A 20,398-nucleotide genomic window follows, 5' to 3' on the forward strand; every position below is an offset into this window, starting at 1 on the left:
ATTTTAGAAAATCTTAGCGTACGATGCCGCGTGTAGACTTTTCTAGAGAATCGATAAACAGCTGAGCTTCAGGCGTGCTTTCTAAAATTTCATTACGAATTTGCTCGATTGCCTGCTCGGTTGTTAGGCCAGATTTATAGATCAACTTATAAGCTTCTCTAAGACCTTGAATAGTATTTCGAGACCATCCTTTGCGACGCATGCCCTCTATATTCATGCCAAAAGCACGTGCTGGATTACCTGATGCCATCACATAGGCAGGAACATCTTTAAGGATTAAAGCCGCGCCACCAATCATACTGTAAGAGTCAATACGACAAAATTGGTGAATACCAGCATTACCGCCAACAATCACGTGATCACCAACATTTACATGTCCAGCTACACCAACATTGTTTGCAAAAATATTGTGGTCACCAATGTTACAATCATGTGCAATATGGGTATTCACCATTAATAAATTATGGCTACCAATCTTTGTAATGCCATGATCCTGAACTGTACCTCTATGCAAAGTACAATGTTCACGAATAGAGTTATTATCCCCTATTTCTAACCACGTCTCTTCACCTTGATATTTTAAATCTTGGCAAATTTCCCCAATACTCGAAAATTGGAAAATATCATTATTTTTTCCAATTTTCGTAAAGCCACCAACTACAACATGCGAACGTAATTTTGTTCCTGCATCAATACTTACATTTGGCCCAATAATACAATACGGCCCAATTTGTACATCAGATGCGATTTCTGCAGATGCGTCAATAATTGCTGTAGGATGAACTAAATTTTGACTACTCATGTCTGCTCAATTTTCTGATGGGAAATAATAATCTCAGCTGCCGCTGCAATTTTGCCGTCAACACTAGCAGTACAATTGTACTTGTAAATGCCACGTTTTTGCATAACAAGCTCAGATTTTAAGATAAGCTGGTCACCAGCAACAACCTGTTTCTTAAATCTTATTTTTTCTGCGCCAGCAAACAAGAACAATGAACCAGCTTTTGGCTTCTGATTTGTTAATACAAAACCTAAAATACCAGAAACCTGAGCCAAAGCTTCAATAATCAATACACCAGGCATAATCGGATAAGTTGGAAAATGCCCCTGTAGAAACTCTTCATTAATAGATACGTTTTTATAACCGACAATGCTATTTTCAGTTACTTCTGTCACTCTATCAACTAACAAGAAAGGATAGCGATGAGGTAAATATTCACGGATAGTTTGGATATCCATTGGTAATTCAGGCATCGTGAATGCTGGAAATGTTGACTCAGTCATAATAAATTATTTACGTAACTTAAGGGTTGATTCAAGGGACTCTAATTGAGCTTGCATATGATCAAGCCTTTTCGTGAGTTGGGTCAATGGCACATCTGCTAATTGTCTCAAGCGTACAACCGTCCTTTTCCAATGACTATTTTCAAAGAGTCCAATTCCTGAAGAATAAGTTCCAGCCTCAGAAATATTTTTTGTGACCATTGACATTCCAGTAAGCGTGACATTATCCGCGATATTTAAATGCCCTGCAACTGCACTACCGCCTCCGATAATACAGTTTTTGCCAATACGAACACTTCCAGCGATAGCACAGTTAGCGGCAATCGCAGTATTTTGACCAATTTGAACGTTATGCGCGATTTGCACAAGGTTATCAATAATTACGCCATCTTCAAGAATAGTATCGTCCAATGCACCACGATCAATACAACAATTTGAACCAATTCTGACATCATTACCGATTAAAACTGAGCCAAGTTGTGCTATTCGATGCCATTTACCTTGATACGGAGCAAATCCAAAACCTTCTGAACCAATTGAAGTATTTGTATGTATACGAACACGATCCTTTAACTTGGCTTCACCTGTAATCGACACATTTGCATCAATAAAACCATCTTTGCCCACTTCGACGTTGTCATCAAGAAAGACGTTCGCTTGAATAATTGTATTATTACCAACAACACAATTTTCGCCAATAACAACATGATGTCCAATATATGCATCGTCAGCAATAATCGCAGAAGGATGTATCTTTGCAGTGCTTTCAATACCTCGTTGAGATATTTTTTTGTCGAATACATGGGTTAATGTGGCAAACGCCAAATAAGGATTATTAACAACAATAAAGTTTTTCTTACTGCCTAATAATTGTTTTAATGATTCAGTAACGATGTAAACACCAGCTTGACTTGCTTCAGCTTGTGCTAAGTATTTTTCACCATTTACAAAGCAAATATGATGATTGTGAGCTTTTTCTAGACTTGCTAAATTAAAAATTTGAAAATCTTTTTCACCGAAATACTCACCTTTTACAAGGTGAGCGATTTCTTCTAAACGATAACTACGTCTATTCATTGATTATTTCATTGCATTAACCTTTTGAATCATTTTATCAGTTAAATCATACTGAGCGTCAGATGCAATCGTAGAATTTTTATTCAAAATAAAATCTAAATTATTTTCTTTACGTAATTGTTCTGCTGCTTGCTTTACACGATTCTCAAAAGTTGTGTTCATCGCTTGTAAACTAGACTGAACTTTAGTCTGTAAACCCTGCTGAGTAGAATTAAATTCATTAACTTTAGCTTGGTATTGCGCAGAAAGCTTTTGCAAATCAGCTTGATTAGCTGATTGGGCTTTTTGTTGCAAACCTTCAATTTCTTTGCCCAACTGCTCTAACTTCGTTGAAGTTGGTTTTACTGTTTGACCTAAACTTGCGTTTTGTTGCTTAAGATAAGTACTACTTTCTACAACTTTAGCGAGATCGACAACAGCAATACCACCTGCATTCGCAGCTACTGAAACCGTTAGACCTAAGCCAATCATAAGCATTGTTAATGTTTTCATTGTTTCATCCTTTTATATATTTTGAAAACCTAGAGTCGTACTTAGAAAGTACGACCAATTTCGAATTGAATAGACTTAGTATCATCGCCTTTCTTATCGTTAAGCGGATATGCATAACTCAGTGATAAAGGTCCAATCATCGTAATCCATGTAAAACCAACACCTACGCTATAACGCATGTTGCCGAAGTCAAATTTATAGTTATCTTTACAATATTGTTTGATATCAACAGTATTATCATTAACTAGAATATCACCTTGTGGTACATCACACTGTGTATCAAAAACTTGTGCACCTTCAGCAAATAATACAGGTCTAACCTGACGAGTCCAATCCCCTTTAAATGGTAAAGGTAGAGCAAGTTCCGTACCGAATTGAACAAGCGCATTACCACCAACTTCCTCTGGTGATGGATCATTTTTGCCCGTTTCTTGGAAGATTAAACTTGGATATTTTGGTCCGAGAGTACTATTATCATAACCACGAACAGAACCATATCCACCCGCATAGAAGTTCTTATAGAATGGCAAGTCATTACCAAATCCTAACTTACCATAGCCACGTAATACAAATCCTTTAGGCAATGATTTAAAAGCTTGTGCATCATAGGTAAGTTTTTGATAATCAACATCACTTCCAGGTAAACCAACTTCCAATCCAACGCGATGAGACATACCCGAAGTTGGGAAAATTGGACGATTCAAAGTATTGTAAGACCAACCTAGGTTTAAAGTATAGGTTAAGAAATCACCTTCAAATGCACTTGGATAGGTTTCCTCCTTCCCTTCATTACATTTCCCTGTATATTTATTATCAATCATTTCCAATTCATCTTCAGGGCAATATGTACTTGTTCCTGTTGCTTTTCCGCCATTTGCTAACAGATAGTCACGAATATATGTCGAAACACTCGGACCTGTTCTAACTTTAGTTTTATCGATACCAACAGAAGCACTTAAACTTTGATTTTCATCAATTGGATAACCAAAGCTTAAACTACCACCTAAACTATCCGTCACATAATTGTTAACGTTATAGTCTTCATTCAGTTTTGTCTTACGATAGTAAACATTATATCCACGACTCACACCATCAATAGTGAAGTATGGGTCTGTTACACTCAGGTTATAATAATCTTGTGTTTCAGAACGAGATAAATCAACTGCTACTCGATTACCAGTACCCATAAAGTTTGTTTGACTCAAACCTGCTTGGAATGTGATACCACCATTTTGAGAGTAACCTACTGCAAGCGTTGTGGTACCAGAGTGCTGCTCTTCAACATTAACATTTAAATCAACTTGGTCTGGAGAGTTCGGCACTCGAACTGGTTTTACATCAACAGTTTTAAAGAAGCCTGTCCGCTCTAAACGAACTTTAGAAAGATCAATCTTCTCGTTACTTGCTAACGCACCTTCCATCTGACGCATTTCACGTCGTAAAACTTCATCAGCAGTTTTATTATTACCTGTAAAGTTAATACGACGAACTGTGACTTGCTGACCTGGATTAATGTAGTAATTAAGATCAACAATTCCTGTTTGATTATTAATCTGAGGAACTACATTTACTTCTGCATAGTAATAACCAGCATTTCCGTATTTACGTAGTAAAAGTTGCTTAACAGCATTCACTTTTTCTTGCGAATAGGTTTCACCATCTTTATAAAGTTTAAGTACTTGTAACTCTTCTGGTTTATAAAGTGCATCACCTAAAAACTTTGTTTCACCAAACTTAAACTGACTACCTTCATCAACAGAAACTTCAATAAAGATATGTTTTTTATCTTCACTAATATTCAGTTGTGAATTGATGATATTGAAATTGATATAACCTTTATTCAAATATAGCGCACGCAATGCCTCTAAACTTGCAGCCATCTTTTCGCGAGCATATCGATCATTACGCGTAACAATCGATGCCCAACCGCTTTCTTTCACAGCAAAAGCTTGTTTAATATCAGCATCGCTAAATACAGTATTACCGATGATATTGATATCAAACACTTTCGCAGGCGTACCTTCGTTGAAGTTTAGTTTTAACTCCACGCGGTTATTTGGGCGAGCTATAGTTTCTACTGTTACATCAGCATCGTAACGACCTTGCTGTGTATACTGTTGCTCAAGTTCAGTTTCAATAATCTGTAATGCAGATTTTTTGAATACCTCACCCTCAGCAATACCCATTTTCTTTAAGCCTTGTTCCAAAGCTTCCTTTGGAATAAGTTTATTGCCTTTGAATTCAAGCTTTGAAATGATTGGGCGTTCAACTACTTTAAAGACTAAGACATCATTCTCTTTAAAAGCTTTAATGTCATCAAATAGGCCTGAAGCATATAAAGTGCGAATTGCTTCAGCGATCATCGGATCGCTTACTCTATCGCCACTATTTATTGGTAACATTGAATAGATGCTTGCAGGTGTTAAACGTACAAGGCCATCAATTCGTATATCTCGTGCAAGAAACTCATCTGCTGCGTATACTTGTTGTACCGCTGCCATCGCACTAACAAGTGCTAAAGGCATTAATAAATGTGTGTGACGCATGCCCATATATTTTCCAGTAAGTTAAATTCCATTTGCGCTTATAAACGCATGAAGTCATTGAATAAAGCTAAAAGCATCATGCTACCGAGCAGTACCATACCAACTTTTAAACCAAACATCTGTATTTGTTCAGAAACAGGTTTACCACGAATTGCTTCAATAAAGTAATAAACTAAGTGACCGCCATCCAGCATTGGGATCGGCAATAAATTTAAGATCCCTAGGCTCACACTCATCAGCGCCATAAAAGAGATAAACGTTTGCCATCCCATTTCAGCACTTTGTCCAGCAACTTTAGCAATCGTTATTGGACCAGATAGATTATCTAAACCAATCAAGCCTCTTACCATTTTTACGATCGAGTTTACAATCATACCTGAGAGCTGCACTGTTTTATCAGTCGCAACACCTAAAGCTTCAAGAGGTGAATATTGAATCGTTTGTTTATATTCTTGTGGAATAGTAACTTTACCAACATCACTTTTTACACCCAGAACACCCGTTGTATTGCCCATATTGTCACGTTGACCTTGCGGCATAACTTGTAAATGCACAATCTTATCATTGCGCATTACATCAATATTCAACAATTTTTCAGGTGAACCTTGTACAACTTCAACTACATCAAACCAGTCTTTCATCGTAACACCATTGATTGCTACGATTTTATCACCCTCTTTCATCCCTTGACGAATTGCAGCACCATCCGCACTTAACTCTTTTACAACTGCGGGGATAACAGGACGATAAGGTAAAAAGCCCAATGCATCTAGAGGTGATTGACTCTGATCTTTAAGAAAATCTTTAATCGGTAAATTAACTTGTTTTTCAGTACCCGCACGATCAACTAAAACAGAAACTTGCCCAGTTTCCCCCACACGGTTTACAAGCGCGTAGTTAAGTTTTTCCCACGTTGGGGTCGTCTGACCATCAACCTCTAAGATCTTATCGCCAACTTTCAAATCAACTTGAGCAGCAGGTGTATTTGGTAGAACTTTACCAATACGCGTGTTCAACTGATCTTGGGCTGGTAGAAACAAAATCCAAAAGAGAAAAATAGCGAAAATTAAATTAATTAGTGGCCCAGCAGCGACAATCGCAATACGTTTCCACGGAGATTGCCTATTGAAAGCGTATGGTAAATCTTGTTCAGCGACATTGCCTTCACGCTCATCTAGCATCTTGACATAGCCACCAAGTGGTAGAGCTGAAAGCTGATACTGAATACCAGATTTTTTAGATTGCCATTTTAGTAAAGTAGGACCAAATCCGATCGAATAGACTAAAACTTTGACACCTAATTTACGAGCTACCCAATAATGACCAAACTCATGAATGGCGATGAGAGGACCCAACAACAAAATCGCAGCAACGATCATGAACAATGCATTCATACGATTTAACCTCCCACTTCCATAACATACTGCTCTGCCACCTGTCTTGCGATCATATCAGTATGTAAAATGATGTCTATATTTTCTGCTTTAGCATTTTGTACAACTTGCAAAGTATTTTCGACAACTTGTGGAATTTCTGTAAATCTAATTTTATTATCCAAAAACGCAGCCACTGCTATTTCATTAGATGCATTTAAAATTGTTGGTGCTAAACCACCTGCTCGCATTGCTTGACGAGCTAAATTAAGCGCAGGAAATTTAATTTCATCTGGCTTTTGAAAATTTAATTGCGCTGTTTCAAACAAGTCCAAAGCAGGAACATGTGTTGTTAAACGTTTCGGCCAAGCCAATGCGTGCGCAATCGGCGTACACATATCTGGGTTACCCATTTGAGCCAAAGTTGATCCATCCACATATTGCACCATTGAATGAATAATACTTTGTGGATGAACAACAACTGTAACAAAATGTTCTGATATTGAAAACAAATGACAAGCCTCTATTAATTCTAGGCCTTTGTTCATTAAAGTTGCAGAATCAACCGAGATTTTTTGCCCCATAGACCAGTTTGGATGCTTACATGCTTGTTGAGGTGTTACATCTTTTAATTGTTCAATTGAGTGATTAAGAAATGGGCCACCAGATGCAGTCAATAATATCTGAGAAACACCGAGTTGCGGTTGTCCTGTTCTTTTTGCATCTAAATAGTTATGCGGTAATGATTGAAAAATTGCATTGTGTTCAGAATCTACAGGTAACAATAACGCCTTATGCTGTTTTGCCGCCTGCATCATAATGTCACCAGACATCACTAAAGCTTCTTTATTTGCAAGCAATACTCGTTTACCTGCTTTTACTGCTGCGAGCGTTGGCAACAAACCAGCCGCACCAACGATTGCAGCCATAACAACATCAACATCAGGATGTTCTGCAATTGCTATTAATCCAGCTTCATCAGTCAAAATTTCAATTTGTTTGAGATTTTCTTTATTTAACTTTTGTTTTATTTCAAAAGCTTTTTCATTCGGTACGACGACAATTTTAGGATGATATTTTTTGCAGATTTCTAAAAGTTCATCTAAACGACTATAAGCAGACACTGCAAAAACAGTGTACTGGTCTGGGTGTTGTTCCAATACTTTTAATGTACTTTGACCAATTGAACCTGTAACACCCAATATACAAACAGCTTGAGTCATTTAAAGATCTACACCAATAAGTTTTAATATGTACATACCCGCGGCAAAGATAGGTGCAGCGGCTAGTAATGAGTCGATTCGATCTAATACACCACCATGCCCAGGAAGCACTCGGCCTGAATCTTTGATACCAGCTCGGCGCTTAATCATTGATTCAAATAAGTCACCTAACACTGAAGCAAAAACAGTGATGATTGAAAGAATTAAAAATAAGATAAGCTGTACTGCGGTTAAATTCAAATAAGAATATTGAACAATCATCATAATGATTACAGTTGTCGCAATACCACCATACAAGCCTTCAACTGATTTATTTGGGCTAACTGTTGGTGCTAGCTTCTTCTTACCAAATTTACGGCCAACAAAATAAGCGCCACTATCAGCCCCCCATACCAATAGGAATAAATACATCAACCACCACGGGGAGCTATGCCAGACTGCATATAAGGCTGTAACTGCCGCAGAGATTAAAATAAATCCAATGATATACAGGGAAACATTGTACCAATTATCGGATTCAGGGAAATTTTTAACCCAATAAATGCTTCCAAGCCAAGTGAGAATTGATGCAGCCCATAAAAGCAAAGCTACATCATCAAAAAATAATGCTAGCGTCGAAACTGCTGCGACACATCCACCATAAATCCAAGCTTTTGGCTTTGAAACAACTGATGCCGTTCTAGGCATAAGCTTAAACCACTCATACCCAGCAACCCCAGCTGCTAAAATCATAAGCACAAACATTGGATAATGTGATTGCGTTGCAAACATGCAACTTAAAACAACAGCAACTAAAACCAATGCGGTAACAATCCGCTCTAACATTTATTAATTCTCTATTTTCGCTTGTTGAATCTGTTCAGAAGTTTTACCGAAACGTCTTTCACGTCCTGAAAAAACGTTAAATGCATAATCCAACTCTTGCACTGTAAATTCTGGCCACAAAGTATCGGTAAAATACAATTCTGCATATGCAGCTTGCCAGAGCAAAAAGTTAGATAAACGATAATCACCACCTGTACGAATTAATAAATCGACGGCAGGAAGATCGTTTAGACTGACATACTTATCAAATAAATCAACATTTATCTGATTGGTTTCAAGCCTGCCAGCGAGAGCCTCTTCTGCAATGCTCTTCGCAGCTTGAGCCATATCCCACATACCACCATAACTTACGGCAATCGTGAGTGTCATCGAATCAAATACTGCTGTTTTTTGCTCTGCATATTCCATTAACGCTCTCAATTTCGTCGATAAACGAGAACGATCGCCAATGAAACGCAACGCAATATTAAACTTTTCCATCCGAGGTAGTTGCTCATGAATTGTCTCTTCCAACAATTGCATTAACAAATCCACTTCGTATTGTGGTCGGTTCCAGTTTTCACTTGAAAAAGCAAAAACAGTTAAAGCACGAACACCGACTTTTTTACAATGTTCAACGATAGGATCTAGGACATTTTTGCCCTCGCGATGCCCATCGCCTTTTTGCATTTGCTTTTTTTTAGCAAAGCGATTATTGCCATCCATGATGATGGCAATATGCTGAGGAAGATTTTGCTCTTCTGATAATGTCATATCATTAGACTTTCATTAATTCCGCTTCTTTCGCTGCAAGACGCTTATCAACTTCTGCAACATATTTATCAGTGATTTTTTGGATATCATCACCAGCACGACGCTCATCATCTTCAGAAATTTCTTTTTCTTTCAACAATGATTTGATATCACCTAAAACATCACGACGAATGTTACGAATTGCAACTTTCGCATTTTCAGCTTCAGAACGCGCCACTTTCTGCATATCACGACGTGTTTCTTCTGTTAATGCTGGAAGTGGAACACGGATCGAGTCAGCAGTAATTGGGTTCAAACCCAAATCACTTTCACGGATCGCTTTATCAATGGCTGAAACCATTGTACGTTCGAAAGGTTGAACAATAAGCGTACGAGAGTCTTCTACACCAACGTTTGCAACTTGGTTTAGCGGAACATCAGAACCATAGTAAGGAACCATCACACCATTTAAAATTGATGGGTGCGCGCGTCCAGTACGAACTTTTGCAAAACCTTGCTCTAAAGAGTCAAGTGTTTTCTGCATACGCTGTTCGCTATCGTTTTTGAGATCGTTAATCATATGATCTTCCTTACTTATTCATTAGGTATTACAAAATATTTAGCGTAGTATAAAGAGCTTTCAGGCTCACGTACATTAGTTCGTAACGTGAGTCCCTTCTTTTTCACCCATTACAACAGAAAGTAATGCGCCTGATTTATTCATATCGAATACTTGCAATGGCACATTATGATCACGACACAAGCAAATTGCTGTAAGATCCATAACGCCAAGCTTTTCATCAAGCACTTGATCGAATGTTAAGTTATCGTACTTAACAGCATCATCATATTTGCTTGGGTCTTTATTATAAACACCATCAACTTTAGTTGCTTTCAAGATTAAGTTTGCTTCAATCTCGATACCACGTAAGCAAGCCGCAGTATCTGTTGTAAAGAATGGATTACCTGTACCTGCAACAAATACGCACACCTCACCTTGGCTTAAATGGCGAATTGCATCACGACTTGAGTATGACTCAACAACTGTACCAATTGACAATGCAGACATTAAACGAGTTTTAATGTTACGACGTACCAATGCATCACGCATCGCCAAGCCATTCATCACTGTAGCTAACATCCCCATCTGGTCACCCGTTACACGACCAACCAAACCATCTTTTTGTAATTGGCTACCACGATATAAGTTACCACCACCTACAACAATACCAACTTGCACACCTAAACCAACTAAATGAGCAATTGAAAGTGACATTTGATCTAATACTTGGGCATCAATACCCATATCTTTATTACCAGCTAAAGCTTCACCAGAAAGCTTTAGCAAAATTCTTGCATAACGTGGATTTTTAGAAGCTGACATACCTTTACTCCAAACCGACCAATCTCAAAATTTTCTTAATCTAATAAAATGAATAATTCAACATCAAGCAGATTTAATCTGAATTAATTTCGCAAATAAATCGTATTCATCCGCGTCAGTAATTTCGACCTCAAGCAGATCACCCGCTTTAATCACACTCTTATCAATATCTTCAACAAAAACGTTACCATCAATTTCAGGTGCGTCAGCATAAGAACGAGCAACTGCTACTGGGAACTCTTCTTCTAAGCTATCAACAAGCACCGTCATTTTCTGACCAATACGTTTTTGTAGTTTTGCTGCGGAAATAGCTTGCTGAACTTCCATAAAACGTTCATAACGCTCTTGCTTGATTTCTTCAGGCACATGATCAGGAAGATCATTCGCTGTCGCACCCTCTACAGGTGAATAAGTAAAGCATCCAACTCGATCCAGTTGAGCTTCTTTCAACCATTCTAATAAGATTTGGAAATCTTCTTCAGTTTCACCAGGAAAACCAACAACAAAAGTAGAGCGAATCACCAATTCAGGGCATTTTTCACGCCACAATTTGAGGCGCTCTAATGTATTCTCACTATGCGCTGGTCGCTTCATCAATTTTAAGATGCGTGGACTGGCATGCTGAAAAGGAATATCTAAATACGGTAAGATTTTACCTTGCGCCATTAAATCAATCGCAGCATCAACATGTGGGTATGGATAGACATAATGTAAACGAACCCAAATTCCAAGTTGACCGAGTGCTTCACACATGTCATAGAATTTAGTTTTTACAGGTTGTCCATTCCAAAAATCCAACTTGTATTTCGTGTCTACACCATAAGCTGACGTATCTTGAGAAATCACTAGAATTTCTTTTACACCAGCACGTTTGAGTGCCGCCGCCTCATCCAACACTTTACCCACTGGGCGAGAAACAAGATCTCCGCGCATACTTGGAATAATGCAGAATGTACAACGATGATTACAGCCTTCTGATATCTTTAAATATGCATAATGCTTCGGTGTCAAACGGACACCTTGCTCAGGAACTAAATCAATAAATGGGTTGTGCTTTGGTGGTGCTGGTACATATTCATGTACAGCTTCCATTACATCTTGATAGGCTGCCGCACCTGTTACTTTTAGAACATTTGGGTGCATTTGACGAATCTTGTCTTCATCTTTACCTAAACAGCCCGTGACGATAACACGGCCATTTTCGCTCATGGCTTCACCAATCGCGTCTAAAGACTCTTGTACTGCAGATTCAATAAAACCACAGGTGTTAACAACAACCAAATCTGCACCATCATAATCTGATGCAACTTGATAACCTTCAGTCTTTAACTGAGTTAAAATTCGTTCAGAATCTACCAATGCCTTAGGACAACCTAAAGATACAAAACCGACTTTGGGGGTCTTCATGAATCTGCGCTCCACTAGAATCGGCGTATTGTATGTCTTTTCTTGGCTTACGCATAGCAGCAAAGACATCTCTTTGTGTAATGCACCAAAATACAACCAATATTTTAAATAAAATTCAACACTGCACCATTTTGAATCATAATAAAATATAGAAATAACCCAATGTATGTGAAAAATACCGTATAAATTAGACATTCTACGAATAAGTTATTGAAATTTAGCCAATACAAAGTTGGCTTATATTTTGCATTAAGTACAATCTATAAGTTAATGGCTATTCATTTATATTGATATTAATTGCGCCATTTTAAAACAGGACGATTCACAAATGGATCAACACAACACTATCGACTATCGACTACTTGTAGATAATCTGACGACTGCCATTTTATTGGTCGATAGTAATCTTAATATTTTTTATTTAAATTCTGCTTGTGAAGCATTATTTGATATCAGTTTGCTTCGCGCATCGGGCCAACCTGTACTCAATTTACTGCATGCACATGATGATACATTTAATACACACGAAGCATTAATCAATACATTACAAAGTGGACAACATTATACGCGACGAGAAGCTGTAATTAACGTGAACTTCAAACCAATTCATGTTGACTATACCGCCTCGCAATTAAATGCAGGAAAAAGCTACCACCCCTTACTTCTCATTGAACTCAATCCGATTGATCGTATGTTGAAAATTTCCAAAGAGGAAAATTTGGTTCAACAACACCATGTAGCTCGCCAATTGGTTAGAGGCGTTGCACATGAAATCAAGAATCCTTTAGCTGGTATTCGTGGCGCAACTCAACTTTTAGCACGTAGCTTGGGTGATGAAAGTTATCGAGAATTTACCGACATCATTATCAATGAAGTTGACCGCTTGACTAACTTAGCTGACACGATGCTCGGTTCGCGGCAATTACCTAGCTATGAACATGTTAATGTGCATGAACCACTAGAACGCGTTCGCTCACTTATTGCTAATCAAACCAAAAAGAAAATTAAGATTACTCGAGATTATGACCTTTCATTACCAGATGTTATGGCTGATCGTGATCAACTCATACAAGTCATGCTCAATATCAGCGTCAATGCGGTTCAAGCAATGACTGAGAATAAAGATTACTTTACCGACTCAGAGCCAGAATTAACATTAAGAACACGTATTCAACGTTTAGTCACTATTAATGGTGCTCTGCATCGCTCAACAGTACGTATTGATATAGAAGACAATGGCCCTGGTGTGCCAGAAAGTATTTTAGAGTCAGTATTTTATCCGCTCGTCACTGGGCGAGCTAAAGGAACAGGTCTAGGCCTAAGTATCGCTCAAAACATCATGCATCAACATAACGGAATGATCGAGTGTCAATCCGTTCCTGGAAAAACCGTATTTAGCTTATATTTACCTTGGGAGTCAGACCGTGTCACGAAATAAAATTTGGGTAATCGATGACGATCGTGCCATGCGCTGGGTACTCGAAAAAACTTTCAAAGAAGAAGGTTTTGACGTTACCAATTTTGAAGAAGCACAAACGGCACTTGAGCGTTTACATGATGATGCACCTGATGTCATTTTAACTGACATCCGCATGCCTGGGATTGATGGTTTAACTTTTCTATCCAAAGTTAAAAATACACATCCAGACCTACCTGTCATTATTATGACAGCGCATTCAGACCTTGAATCCGCTGTATCAAGTTATCAAACAGGTGCTTTTGAATATTTACCAAAACCTTTTGATATTGATGAAGCATTAGCACTGGTTAATCGTGCAATTTTGCATATCAATAAGTTACAACAACAAGAAGCAACTAAAGCAGCATCACCATTGCAATCAACCGAGATCATTGGTGAATCTCCTGCTATGCAGGAAGTTTTCCGTGCGATTGGACGTTTATCACAATCTCATATTACTGTGTTAATTAATGGTGAATCTGGTACTGGTAAAGAATTAGTTGCACATGCTCTACACAAACACTCACCTCGTCGTGCCAAACCATTTATTGCACTCAATATGGCGGCAATTCCTAAAGACCTGATTGAGACAGAATTGTTTGGGCATGAAAAAGGTGCTTTTACTGGAGCAAATACACAACACCAAGGGCGTTTTGAACAAGCTAATGGCGGTACCTTATTTCTAGATGAAATTGGTGACATGCCATTCGAAACTCAAACTCGTTTACTACGTGTGCTTGCAGACGGTGAGTTTTATCGTGTTGGCGGGCACATTCCAGTCAAAGTTGATGTTCGTATTGTTGCTGCAACACACCAAGATTTAGAAAAGCTAGTCAATGAAGGACGCTTCCGTGAAGACTTATATCATCGTCTGAACGTGATTCGCATTCACATTCCTAAACTTGCGCATCGTAGTGAAGATATCCCAATGCTTGCGCAACACTTCTTGGCACGTGCGGGTAAAGAGTTAGGCGTTAGCCCTAAAATCTTACGTACCGAAACGACAGATTACATGCAGCAACTTCCTTGGCCGGGCAATGTTCGCCAATTAGAAAACACCTGCCGCTGGTTAACTGTCATGATCACAGGTCGTGAAGTTTATCCAGAAGACTTACCTGCTGAACTGAAACAAGTTTCATTACAAAAAACTAATAATGATGCCTCAGCAGCAGCCCCAAACAGTGCAGCAATTGTAGATCGAATTGCAGTACATCATTGGGATGAGTTACTTGGTCAATGGGCTGTTCAAAAATTAAAAAATGGCGAAATGAAAATTTTAGATATTGCCACTCCGATGTTTGAACGTACTTTAATCAATGCAGCTTTACAACAGACTCGTGGTCGTAAACGTCATGCCGCTGAGCTTTTAGGTTGGGGGCGCAACACCTTGACACGCAAACTAAAAGAGCTCGGCATGGACTCAACAGAGGATGATGAAGACGAAGAAGTTCGCTCTGCATAATTACAGCCATTAAATATAAAAAGCGAGTAAATCATTTACTCGCTTTTTTCTTATGGAGATGTTTTGAAACATACAAAAACGTGATAGCCATACAAAAGATATGGTTTTTGCTATACTAACATCACTCCCAATATCTCAAGCGTAAATAATGACTGAACTTTGTTATCCAAGCTGTGCCAAACCTCAAACTCGTCGTGGTGAAGAACGTCGTCTTGCACTTTTGCTTTGTGCTACCGATTTGTTTTTAGAACGAGGTTATGACGCTGTGTCTTTGGATGATATTGTTAATCATGCTGGCGGCTCTAAAGCATCGATTTATAAATATTTTGGTAATAAAGAAGGTCTTTTCACTGCGATTTGTGAATATCGTCGTGAACTTTTTTTCGCTGGTGTATGTTTTCCATTTGATCCTGAAAGAATCAATTTAAGAAACTATTTAACTCAAACACTACAACGTTTCTACCAACACATTATCTTGCCTGATAATATCGCTTTTATGCGTATGTTCACCGAACAATCACAGAAGGACATGCAACTCGCTCAGTATTTCTATGACAAATGTGCCTTAAATATCCAAGACACTATTGCTTTTGCTCTCGAATATGCCCATGCAAAGAATGAAATCTATTGCTTGCAACCTAAATTCTCCGCAATGATGTATTTTGGTATTTTACGAGATGTAGAATGGCGCAACTTGATGGGGTTAGATGTCCCAGAAAATGATGCTGAAATATTTGATTATATTAATTATTCTGTCGATTTGTTTTTAAAAGCCCACCAAAAGGTCTAATTCTTTTGCATTTTTTTGGGTGTATAGTATAGTAGTCAATTCATTTTTTGTTCACCACCCATTAAATAACAATTAATTATTGTTTTTATTCAATAATTATTGTGGGAGTAATTATGGCGCTTCGGCATTTCCTAACTTTACGTGACCTATCCTCTTTAGAACTGCAACGCATTTTAGATCGTGCTCACGAGCTCAAACGCATGCAGCATAGCAATACGGTATTTCAGCCTTTTGTTGGCAAAGTTTTGGGAATGATTTTCGAAAAATCGAGTACACGTACTCGAATTTCATTTGAAGCTGGTATCTGCCAATTTGGTGGTAGCGCTATTTTCTTATCTCCTCGCGATACCCAGCTTGGTCGTGGCGAACCGATCGAAGATTCAGCACGTGTTATTTCAAGCATGCTTGATATTGTGATGATCCGAACTTTTGGTCATGACATCGTAGAGCGTTTTGCTTCTTATTCTAAAGTACCTGTGATTAATGGTCTGACCGATGACCATCATCCATGCCAACTTTTAGCTGACCTACAAACTTATCAAGAGCATCGCGGTAGTATTGAAGGCAAAACAGTTGCTTGGATTGGTGATGGCAATAATATGTGTAATTCATATATTGAAGCTGCACATATGATGGGCTTTAAACTGAAAATTGCTGCGCCTGAAGGTTATGAACCAAAACCTGAGTTTTTAGCTGAATTTGCTGATTGTGTTGAAGTGTTCAACAAAGCTGAAGATGCCGCTGTAAATGCCGATTTAATCGTTACTGATGTATGGGCAAGTATGGGACAAGAAGAAGAGCAAAAATTACGTGAAAAAGCTTTTGCTGATTTCCAAGTAAACGAAAAGCTCATGAACTTAGCTCACCCTGACTGTTTATTCATGCACTGCTTACCTGCACACCGCGGTGAAGAAATTTCAGAAAATATGCTAGATCACAAAAATGCAGTGGTTTGGGATGAAGCTGAAAACCGCCTTCATGCACAAAAAGCCCTGGTGGAATTTTTGCTCAATGAAAATCTAAAAAAAGACTGATTTGTGCATTAAAAAACAGCATCTTCTGATGCTGTTTTTATTTATAAAATCTAAATTGAACACTTAAATAAAAAGACTTATATTAGCAACAGCTTTTACAATAAATTTCTCATAATATGAGAACTGCAACCCACTATGGTACAGCGGACGTTATGACTTCACTTGAACAAGCACTTTCTCAAATACCTAGCTTTTCTCTAGTTCACGAGCATCTATTTACCTCAGCTCAACCCACCGCTGAGCAGCTTCAACAGATTAAGGAATATGGTTGCAGCACAATTATTAACCTTGCAACCAGCAAGTCTGAAAACCATTTATCCAAACAGGATCAAATTTGTTTAGATTTGGGTCTAAATTACATTCACATTCCGATTGACTGGAATGTGCCATGTTCTGAGCAATGTTTATTGGTCTTAGATCTAATTGACCATCTTGTACAAAATGAAATCGTTTGGTTGCATTGTGCCAAAAATATGCGTGTAAGCAGCCTAATGTATTTATATCGTCAATTTTATATGAATTTAGATATGCCAGCCGCACAAGAGCTATTGCATCAGATTTGGGAACCAAATGAAACTTGGACGGGTTTAATTCATAGCATTACTTTACAACTGCAAGGTCGTAAAGCAACACAAGAATTACAACAATCATTGATCAACAGTAATCATTTCGCTTGATGTGAAACCAATACAGTCGCGGTTGCCAATATCCCTTCTTGGCGACCTGTAAAACCCAACTTCTCTGTTGTTGTGGCCTTAATGCTAATTTGAGTGATATCAACATCAAGTACATCAGCAATACTTTGGCGCATTTCTAAATTATGTTTAGCCAATTTGGGACGTTCACACGCAACTGTGATATCTGCATTATTTAAATGATAACCACGATCCAAAATCAACTGATAAACATGTTTGAGTAAAACACGGCTATCAGCACCTTTAAATTCAGGGTCTGTATCAGGAAAATGTTGCCCAATATCTCCCAACGCTAAAGTCCCCAACAATGCGTCACATAGCGCATGTAATACGACATCACCATCTGAATGTGCCTTTAGACCATGCGTATGTGGGATTTTTACACCAGCTAAGGTAACAAAATTACCTTCTTCAAATGCATGCACATCAATCCCTTGACCAATACGAATATGAGCAACCATATGATTTTCCTTTTACAATATACTGAACTAATCTTGTATTCAGGCTTTCTATTTCGCTATAGTACATTGAGCAAATTAGACTGAAAGTATAAGTGATTATGCTGTTTAACACTGTAAGAAATCAATTAAAGAAATCTGGTTACATCCTAACATTGAGTTGTTTTTGCTCAACATTTGCGTTTGCAGCTTCGATCGAATGTTCAAATCATAATATTGAACTAGGTAAATTATGCTCTAAAAAATACGACGAGCAGCGCGCACAGTTAAATACCAAGTTCCTAACCGCTTATTTAGTGACAGATGCTCCTTTACAGCTATTGCATGACACACAAACACTTTGGCTAAACCAAATAAGGCTGTGTAAAACCAAATCATGTTTTCAACAGCAATTTGATGCACGTATTGATGATTTGAATTTTTTCACATCAATGAACCAAACATTGACACAGCATTATTTAAAATATGAACATGGCAAAATTGCAAAACAACCTGTGCATTTAAAAGTTCATCAATTAGATAAAGACAAATTAAAAATTGAAGGTTTGGCTTATCGCAACCCGAATAATCGAATCGAAACTCAGACAATTTCACTTTTGTCATACAGCACACCAAGTGAAAAAAATGAAATTATCGACAATGAAAAAAAATGCCAGTATCAATTTGACTATCAAAAAGCATTGTTGGTTGTGAAAACAAAACAAAAAGGTTGTGAACGTTTCACAGGTATTTACCGTCCATACGATTAACCTTTTATAGAAAAATAAAGCCGATGTTCTCACATCGGCTTTTTATATTTAACTTGGGAATTTTTGAGTAATTTCTTGGCTAATGATCACCGCTGTTGCAGCAGATAATGTCCAACCAAGATGACCATGACCAGTATTATAGAAAACTCTCGATTGTTTACCTTGCTTAACAACTGGCAGCATATTCGGCATCATTGGGCGTAAACCTGCCCAAGGAACTGAATGCTCTGTTGAAATATCAAAATTTTGATTTACCCAATTAATCAAAGGCTGGATTCGGTCTGCGCGTATATCACGGTTATAACCATTGAATTCTGCCGTTCCTGCAACACGGAAACGATCAGCACCAAGACGAGACGTTACGATCTTTGCACTTTCATCCAATAAACTCACCCAAGGTGCATTTTGTACACTGCGTTCATCTTTCAACTGGACTGTAATTGAATAGCCTTTTACAGGGTAAACATTGACACTATCACCAAGTAAGTCAGCAAGCTGATAACTGCCTACGCCACCACAAACTAAAATAACATCTGCCTCAATTTGAGTCAGTTGATTAGTATCTGGATCAACATTTTCCGAACTGTTTTTACAATCAACAACCACTTTATCTTGTAGAAACTTCACATCAACAACATCTAAACCAAAACGATATTTGACACCATATTGTTCCGTTTTTTCAGCAAGTCCAACAGAATATTTATGAATATCGCCCGTAGCATCACCTGCCGTATAGTAACCACCGTAATAATTACCCGTTAGATTAGGCTCAATCGCTTTCATTTCTTCAGGCGTAATCGCATTTCGCTCTAGTTTCCCTTCAACTAAAACATCATTTACTCTTTTAGCGATTTCAAAATCTTCTTTGGTATGGTACATGTGCAAAATGCCACGTTTTTCCAAATCAAAGGAAATATTTTCTTTCTCAGCAATTTCAAAAAGACGTTGTCTAGCTAACAGAGCTAAACGAACTGTTTCGATTGTATTAACTTTATAATCTTTAATATGAGTCAAGAACTCAACCAACCAACGGTATTTGTGCACACTAAACGATGGATTGAGCAATAATGGTGCATCTTTTTTACTCATCCACTTAATACCTTTCAGTACCGTAGATTTCTGGTTCCAAACTTCAGCATTACATGCTGATAATTGACCACCATTTGCAAAAGAAGTTTCCATTGCAGGGAACAAATGGCGATCAATAACGGTCACCTCATATCCCAATTTAATTAATTCATAAGCCGACGTTACACCTGTAATCCCCGCACCAACTATCACAACATGAGGCATAGCAAACTCCTAGAAATGCATAACATTTCTTAATGCATAGCCCCATCTGTCATGGTACCTGAGAGTTTCGGCAAATGATTACCAATTAATCATCGAGCCATCCCCTTCGGTGAGT

Annotated in this window: 20 protein-coding genes; 6 read left to right on the top strand and 14 right to left on the bottom strand. The window is 38.0% G+C overall.

Annotated elements, in window-relative coordinates; all coding sequences use genetic code 11:
- Window positions 1-13: 13 nt before the first annotated feature.
- The 12 genes from lpxA to rimO form a co-directional block, all read right to left on the bottom strand.
- On the bottom strand, window positions 14-802 hold the full coding sequence (gene lpxA / locus ACT4_RS10835; RefSeq protein WP_007482212.1) for an acyl-ACP--UDP-N-acetylglucosamine O-acyltransferase: 789 nt from the start codon (window positions 800-802) through the stop codon (window positions 14-16).
- On the bottom strand, window positions 799-1,284 hold the full coding sequence (fabZ, locus tag ACT4_RS10840; RefSeq protein ID WP_004879353.1) for a 3-hydroxyacyl-ACP dehydratase FabZ: 486 nt from the start codon (window positions 1,282-1,284) through the stop codon (window positions 799-801). Before fabZ ends, lpxA begins: the two co-directional genes overlap by 4 nt.
- Window positions 1,285-1,290: 6 nt before the next feature.
- Window positions 1,291-2,361, bottom strand: a complete 1,071-nt coding sequence (lpxD, locus tag ACT4_RS10845; RefSeq protein WP_007482215.1) for a UDP-3-O-(3-hydroxymyristoyl)glucosamine N-acyltransferase — start codon at window positions 2,359-2,361, stop codon at window positions 1,291-1,293.
- Between the two features lie 3 nt (window positions 2,362-2,364).
- Window positions 2,365-2,853, bottom strand: coding sequence for an OmpH family outer membrane protein (locus ACT4_RS10850; protein WP_007482218.1), 489 nt, complete (start codon window positions 2,851-2,853; stop codon window positions 2,365-2,367).
- 41 nt (window positions 2,854-2,894) lie between these two features.
- Window positions 2,895-5,405 carry an outer membrane protein assembly factor BamA gene (gene bamA, locus ACT4_RS10855; protein WP_007482220.1) on the bottom strand — a complete coding sequence of 837 codons (2,511 nt, stop codon included), beginning with the start codon at window positions 5,403-5,405 and terminating at the stop codon, window positions 2,895-2,897.
- A 32-nt stretch (window positions 5,406-5,437) separates the two neighbouring features.
- Window positions 5,438-6,793, bottom strand: a complete 1,356-nt coding sequence (gene rseP, locus ACT4_RS10860; protein ID WP_007482222.1) for an RIP metalloprotease RseP — start codon at window positions 6,791-6,793, stop codon at window positions 5,438-5,440.
- Between the two features lie 5 nt (window positions 6,794-6,798).
- Window positions 6,799-7,995, bottom strand: coding sequence for a 1-deoxy-D-xylulose-5-phosphate reductoisomerase (gene ispC / locus ACT4_RS10865; RefSeq protein WP_007482223.1), 1,197 nt, complete (start codon window positions 7,993-7,995; stop codon window positions 6,799-6,801).
- Window positions 7,996-8,820, bottom strand: a complete 825-nt coding sequence (locus ACT4_RS10870; RefSeq protein ID WP_007482225.1) for a phosphatidate cytidylyltransferase — start codon at window positions 8,818-8,820, stop codon at window positions 7,996-7,998.
- A 3-nt stretch (window positions 8,821-8,823) separates the two neighbouring features.
- Window positions 8,824-9,573, bottom strand: a complete 750-nt coding sequence (gene uppS / locus ACT4_RS10875; protein ID WP_007482227.1) for a polyprenyl diphosphate synthase — start codon at window positions 9,571-9,573, stop codon at window positions 8,824-8,826.
- 4 nt (window positions 9,574-9,577) lie between these two features.
- On the bottom strand, window positions 9,578-10,132 hold the full coding sequence (frr, locus tag ACT4_RS10880; protein ID WP_007482228.1) for a ribosome recycling factor: 555 nt from the start codon (window positions 10,130-10,132) through the stop codon (window positions 9,578-9,580).
- A gap of 75 nt (window positions 10,133-10,207) precedes the next feature.
- The gene (gene pyrH, locus ACT4_RS10885; RefSeq protein ID WP_007482231.1) at window positions 10,208-10,936 is read right to left on the bottom strand and encodes a UMP kinase; all 729 of its coding nucleotides are present in this window, start codon (window positions 10,934-10,936) and stop codon (window positions 10,208-10,210) included.
- A 63-nt stretch (window positions 10,937-10,999) separates the two neighbouring features.
- A complete protein-coding gene (gene rimO / locus ACT4_RS10890) occupies window positions 11,000-12,343 on the bottom strand; it encodes a 30S ribosomal protein S12 methylthiotransferase RimO (protein WP_004879334.1) in 1,344 nt (447 codons plus the stop codon).
- Window positions 12,344-12,671: 328 nt separating this feature from the next.
- Between rimO and glnL the strand changes: the two genes are divergently transcribed.
- The 5 genes from glnL to ACT4_RS10915 all read left to right on the top strand — a co-directional run bounded on the left by glnL (window position 12,672) and on the right by ACT4_RS10915 (window position 17,765).
- The gene (glnL, locus tag ACT4_RS10895; RefSeq protein WP_004879333.1) at window positions 12,672-13,781 is read left to right on the top strand and encodes a nitrogen regulation protein NR(II); all 1,110 of its coding nucleotides are present in this window, start codon (window positions 12,672-12,674) and stop codon (window positions 13,779-13,781) included.
- On the top strand, window positions 13,768-15,264 hold the full coding sequence (gene glnG, locus ACT4_RS10900) for a nitrogen regulation protein NR(I) (RefSeq protein WP_007482233.1): 1,497 nt from the start codon (window positions 13,768-13,770) through the stop codon (window positions 15,262-15,264). Before glnL ends, glnG begins: the two co-directional genes overlap by 14 nt.
- Before the next feature lie 148 nt (window positions 15,265-15,412).
- Entirely contained in the window at window positions 15,413-16,054 is a 642-nt protein-coding gene (locus ACT4_RS10905) for a TetR/AcrR family transcriptional regulator (protein WP_007482236.1), read from the top strand.
- A 113-nt stretch (window positions 16,055-16,167) separates the two neighbouring features.
- On the top strand, window positions 16,168-17,088 hold the full coding sequence (gene argF / locus ACT4_RS10910) for an ornithine carbamoyltransferase (protein WP_007482237.1): 921 nt from the start codon (window positions 16,168-16,170) through the stop codon (window positions 17,086-17,088).
- Between the two features lie 152 nt (window positions 17,089-17,240).
- Entirely contained in the window at window positions 17,241-17,765 is a 525-nt protein-coding gene (locus tag ACT4_RS10915) for a protein tyrosine phosphatase family protein (RefSeq protein WP_019384376.1), read from the top strand.
- Here ACT4_RS10915 and ispF read toward each other — a convergent pair.
- Window positions 17,753-18,244, bottom strand: coding sequence for a 2-C-methyl-D-erythritol 2,4-cyclodiphosphate synthase (ispF, locus tag ACT4_RS10920; RefSeq protein WP_007482241.1), 492 nt, complete (start codon window positions 18,242-18,244; stop codon window positions 17,753-17,755). The genes ACT4_RS10915 and ispF overlap by 13 nt on opposite strands.
- A 98-nt stretch (window positions 18,245-18,342) precedes the next feature.
- Here ispF and ACT4_RS10925 point away from each other — a divergent pair, with 98 nt between their 5' ends.
- Window positions 18,343-18,990, top strand: coding sequence for a hypothetical protein (locus tag ACT4_RS10925; protein ID WP_007482243.1), 648 nt, complete (start codon window positions 18,343-18,345; stop codon window positions 18,988-18,990).
- A 48-nt stretch (window positions 18,991-19,038) separates the two neighbouring features.
- Here the strand turns inward: ACT4_RS10925 and ACT4_RS10930 are convergent, their stop codons facing one another.
- The gene (locus tag ACT4_RS10930) at window positions 19,039-20,283 is read right to left on the bottom strand and encodes a D-amino acid dehydrogenase (RefSeq protein WP_007482246.1); all 1,245 of its coding nucleotides are present in this window, start codon (window positions 20,281-20,283) and stop codon (window positions 19,039-19,041) included.
- Window positions 20,284-20,398: the final 115 nt, after the last annotated feature.

Origin of the sequence: Acinetobacter sp. NBRC 100985, from assembly GCF_000241225.1 — a bacterium.
GTDB classification, from domain to species: Bacteria; Pseudomonadota; Gammaproteobacteria; order Pseudomonadales; family Moraxellaceae; genus Acinetobacter; species Acinetobacter venetianus.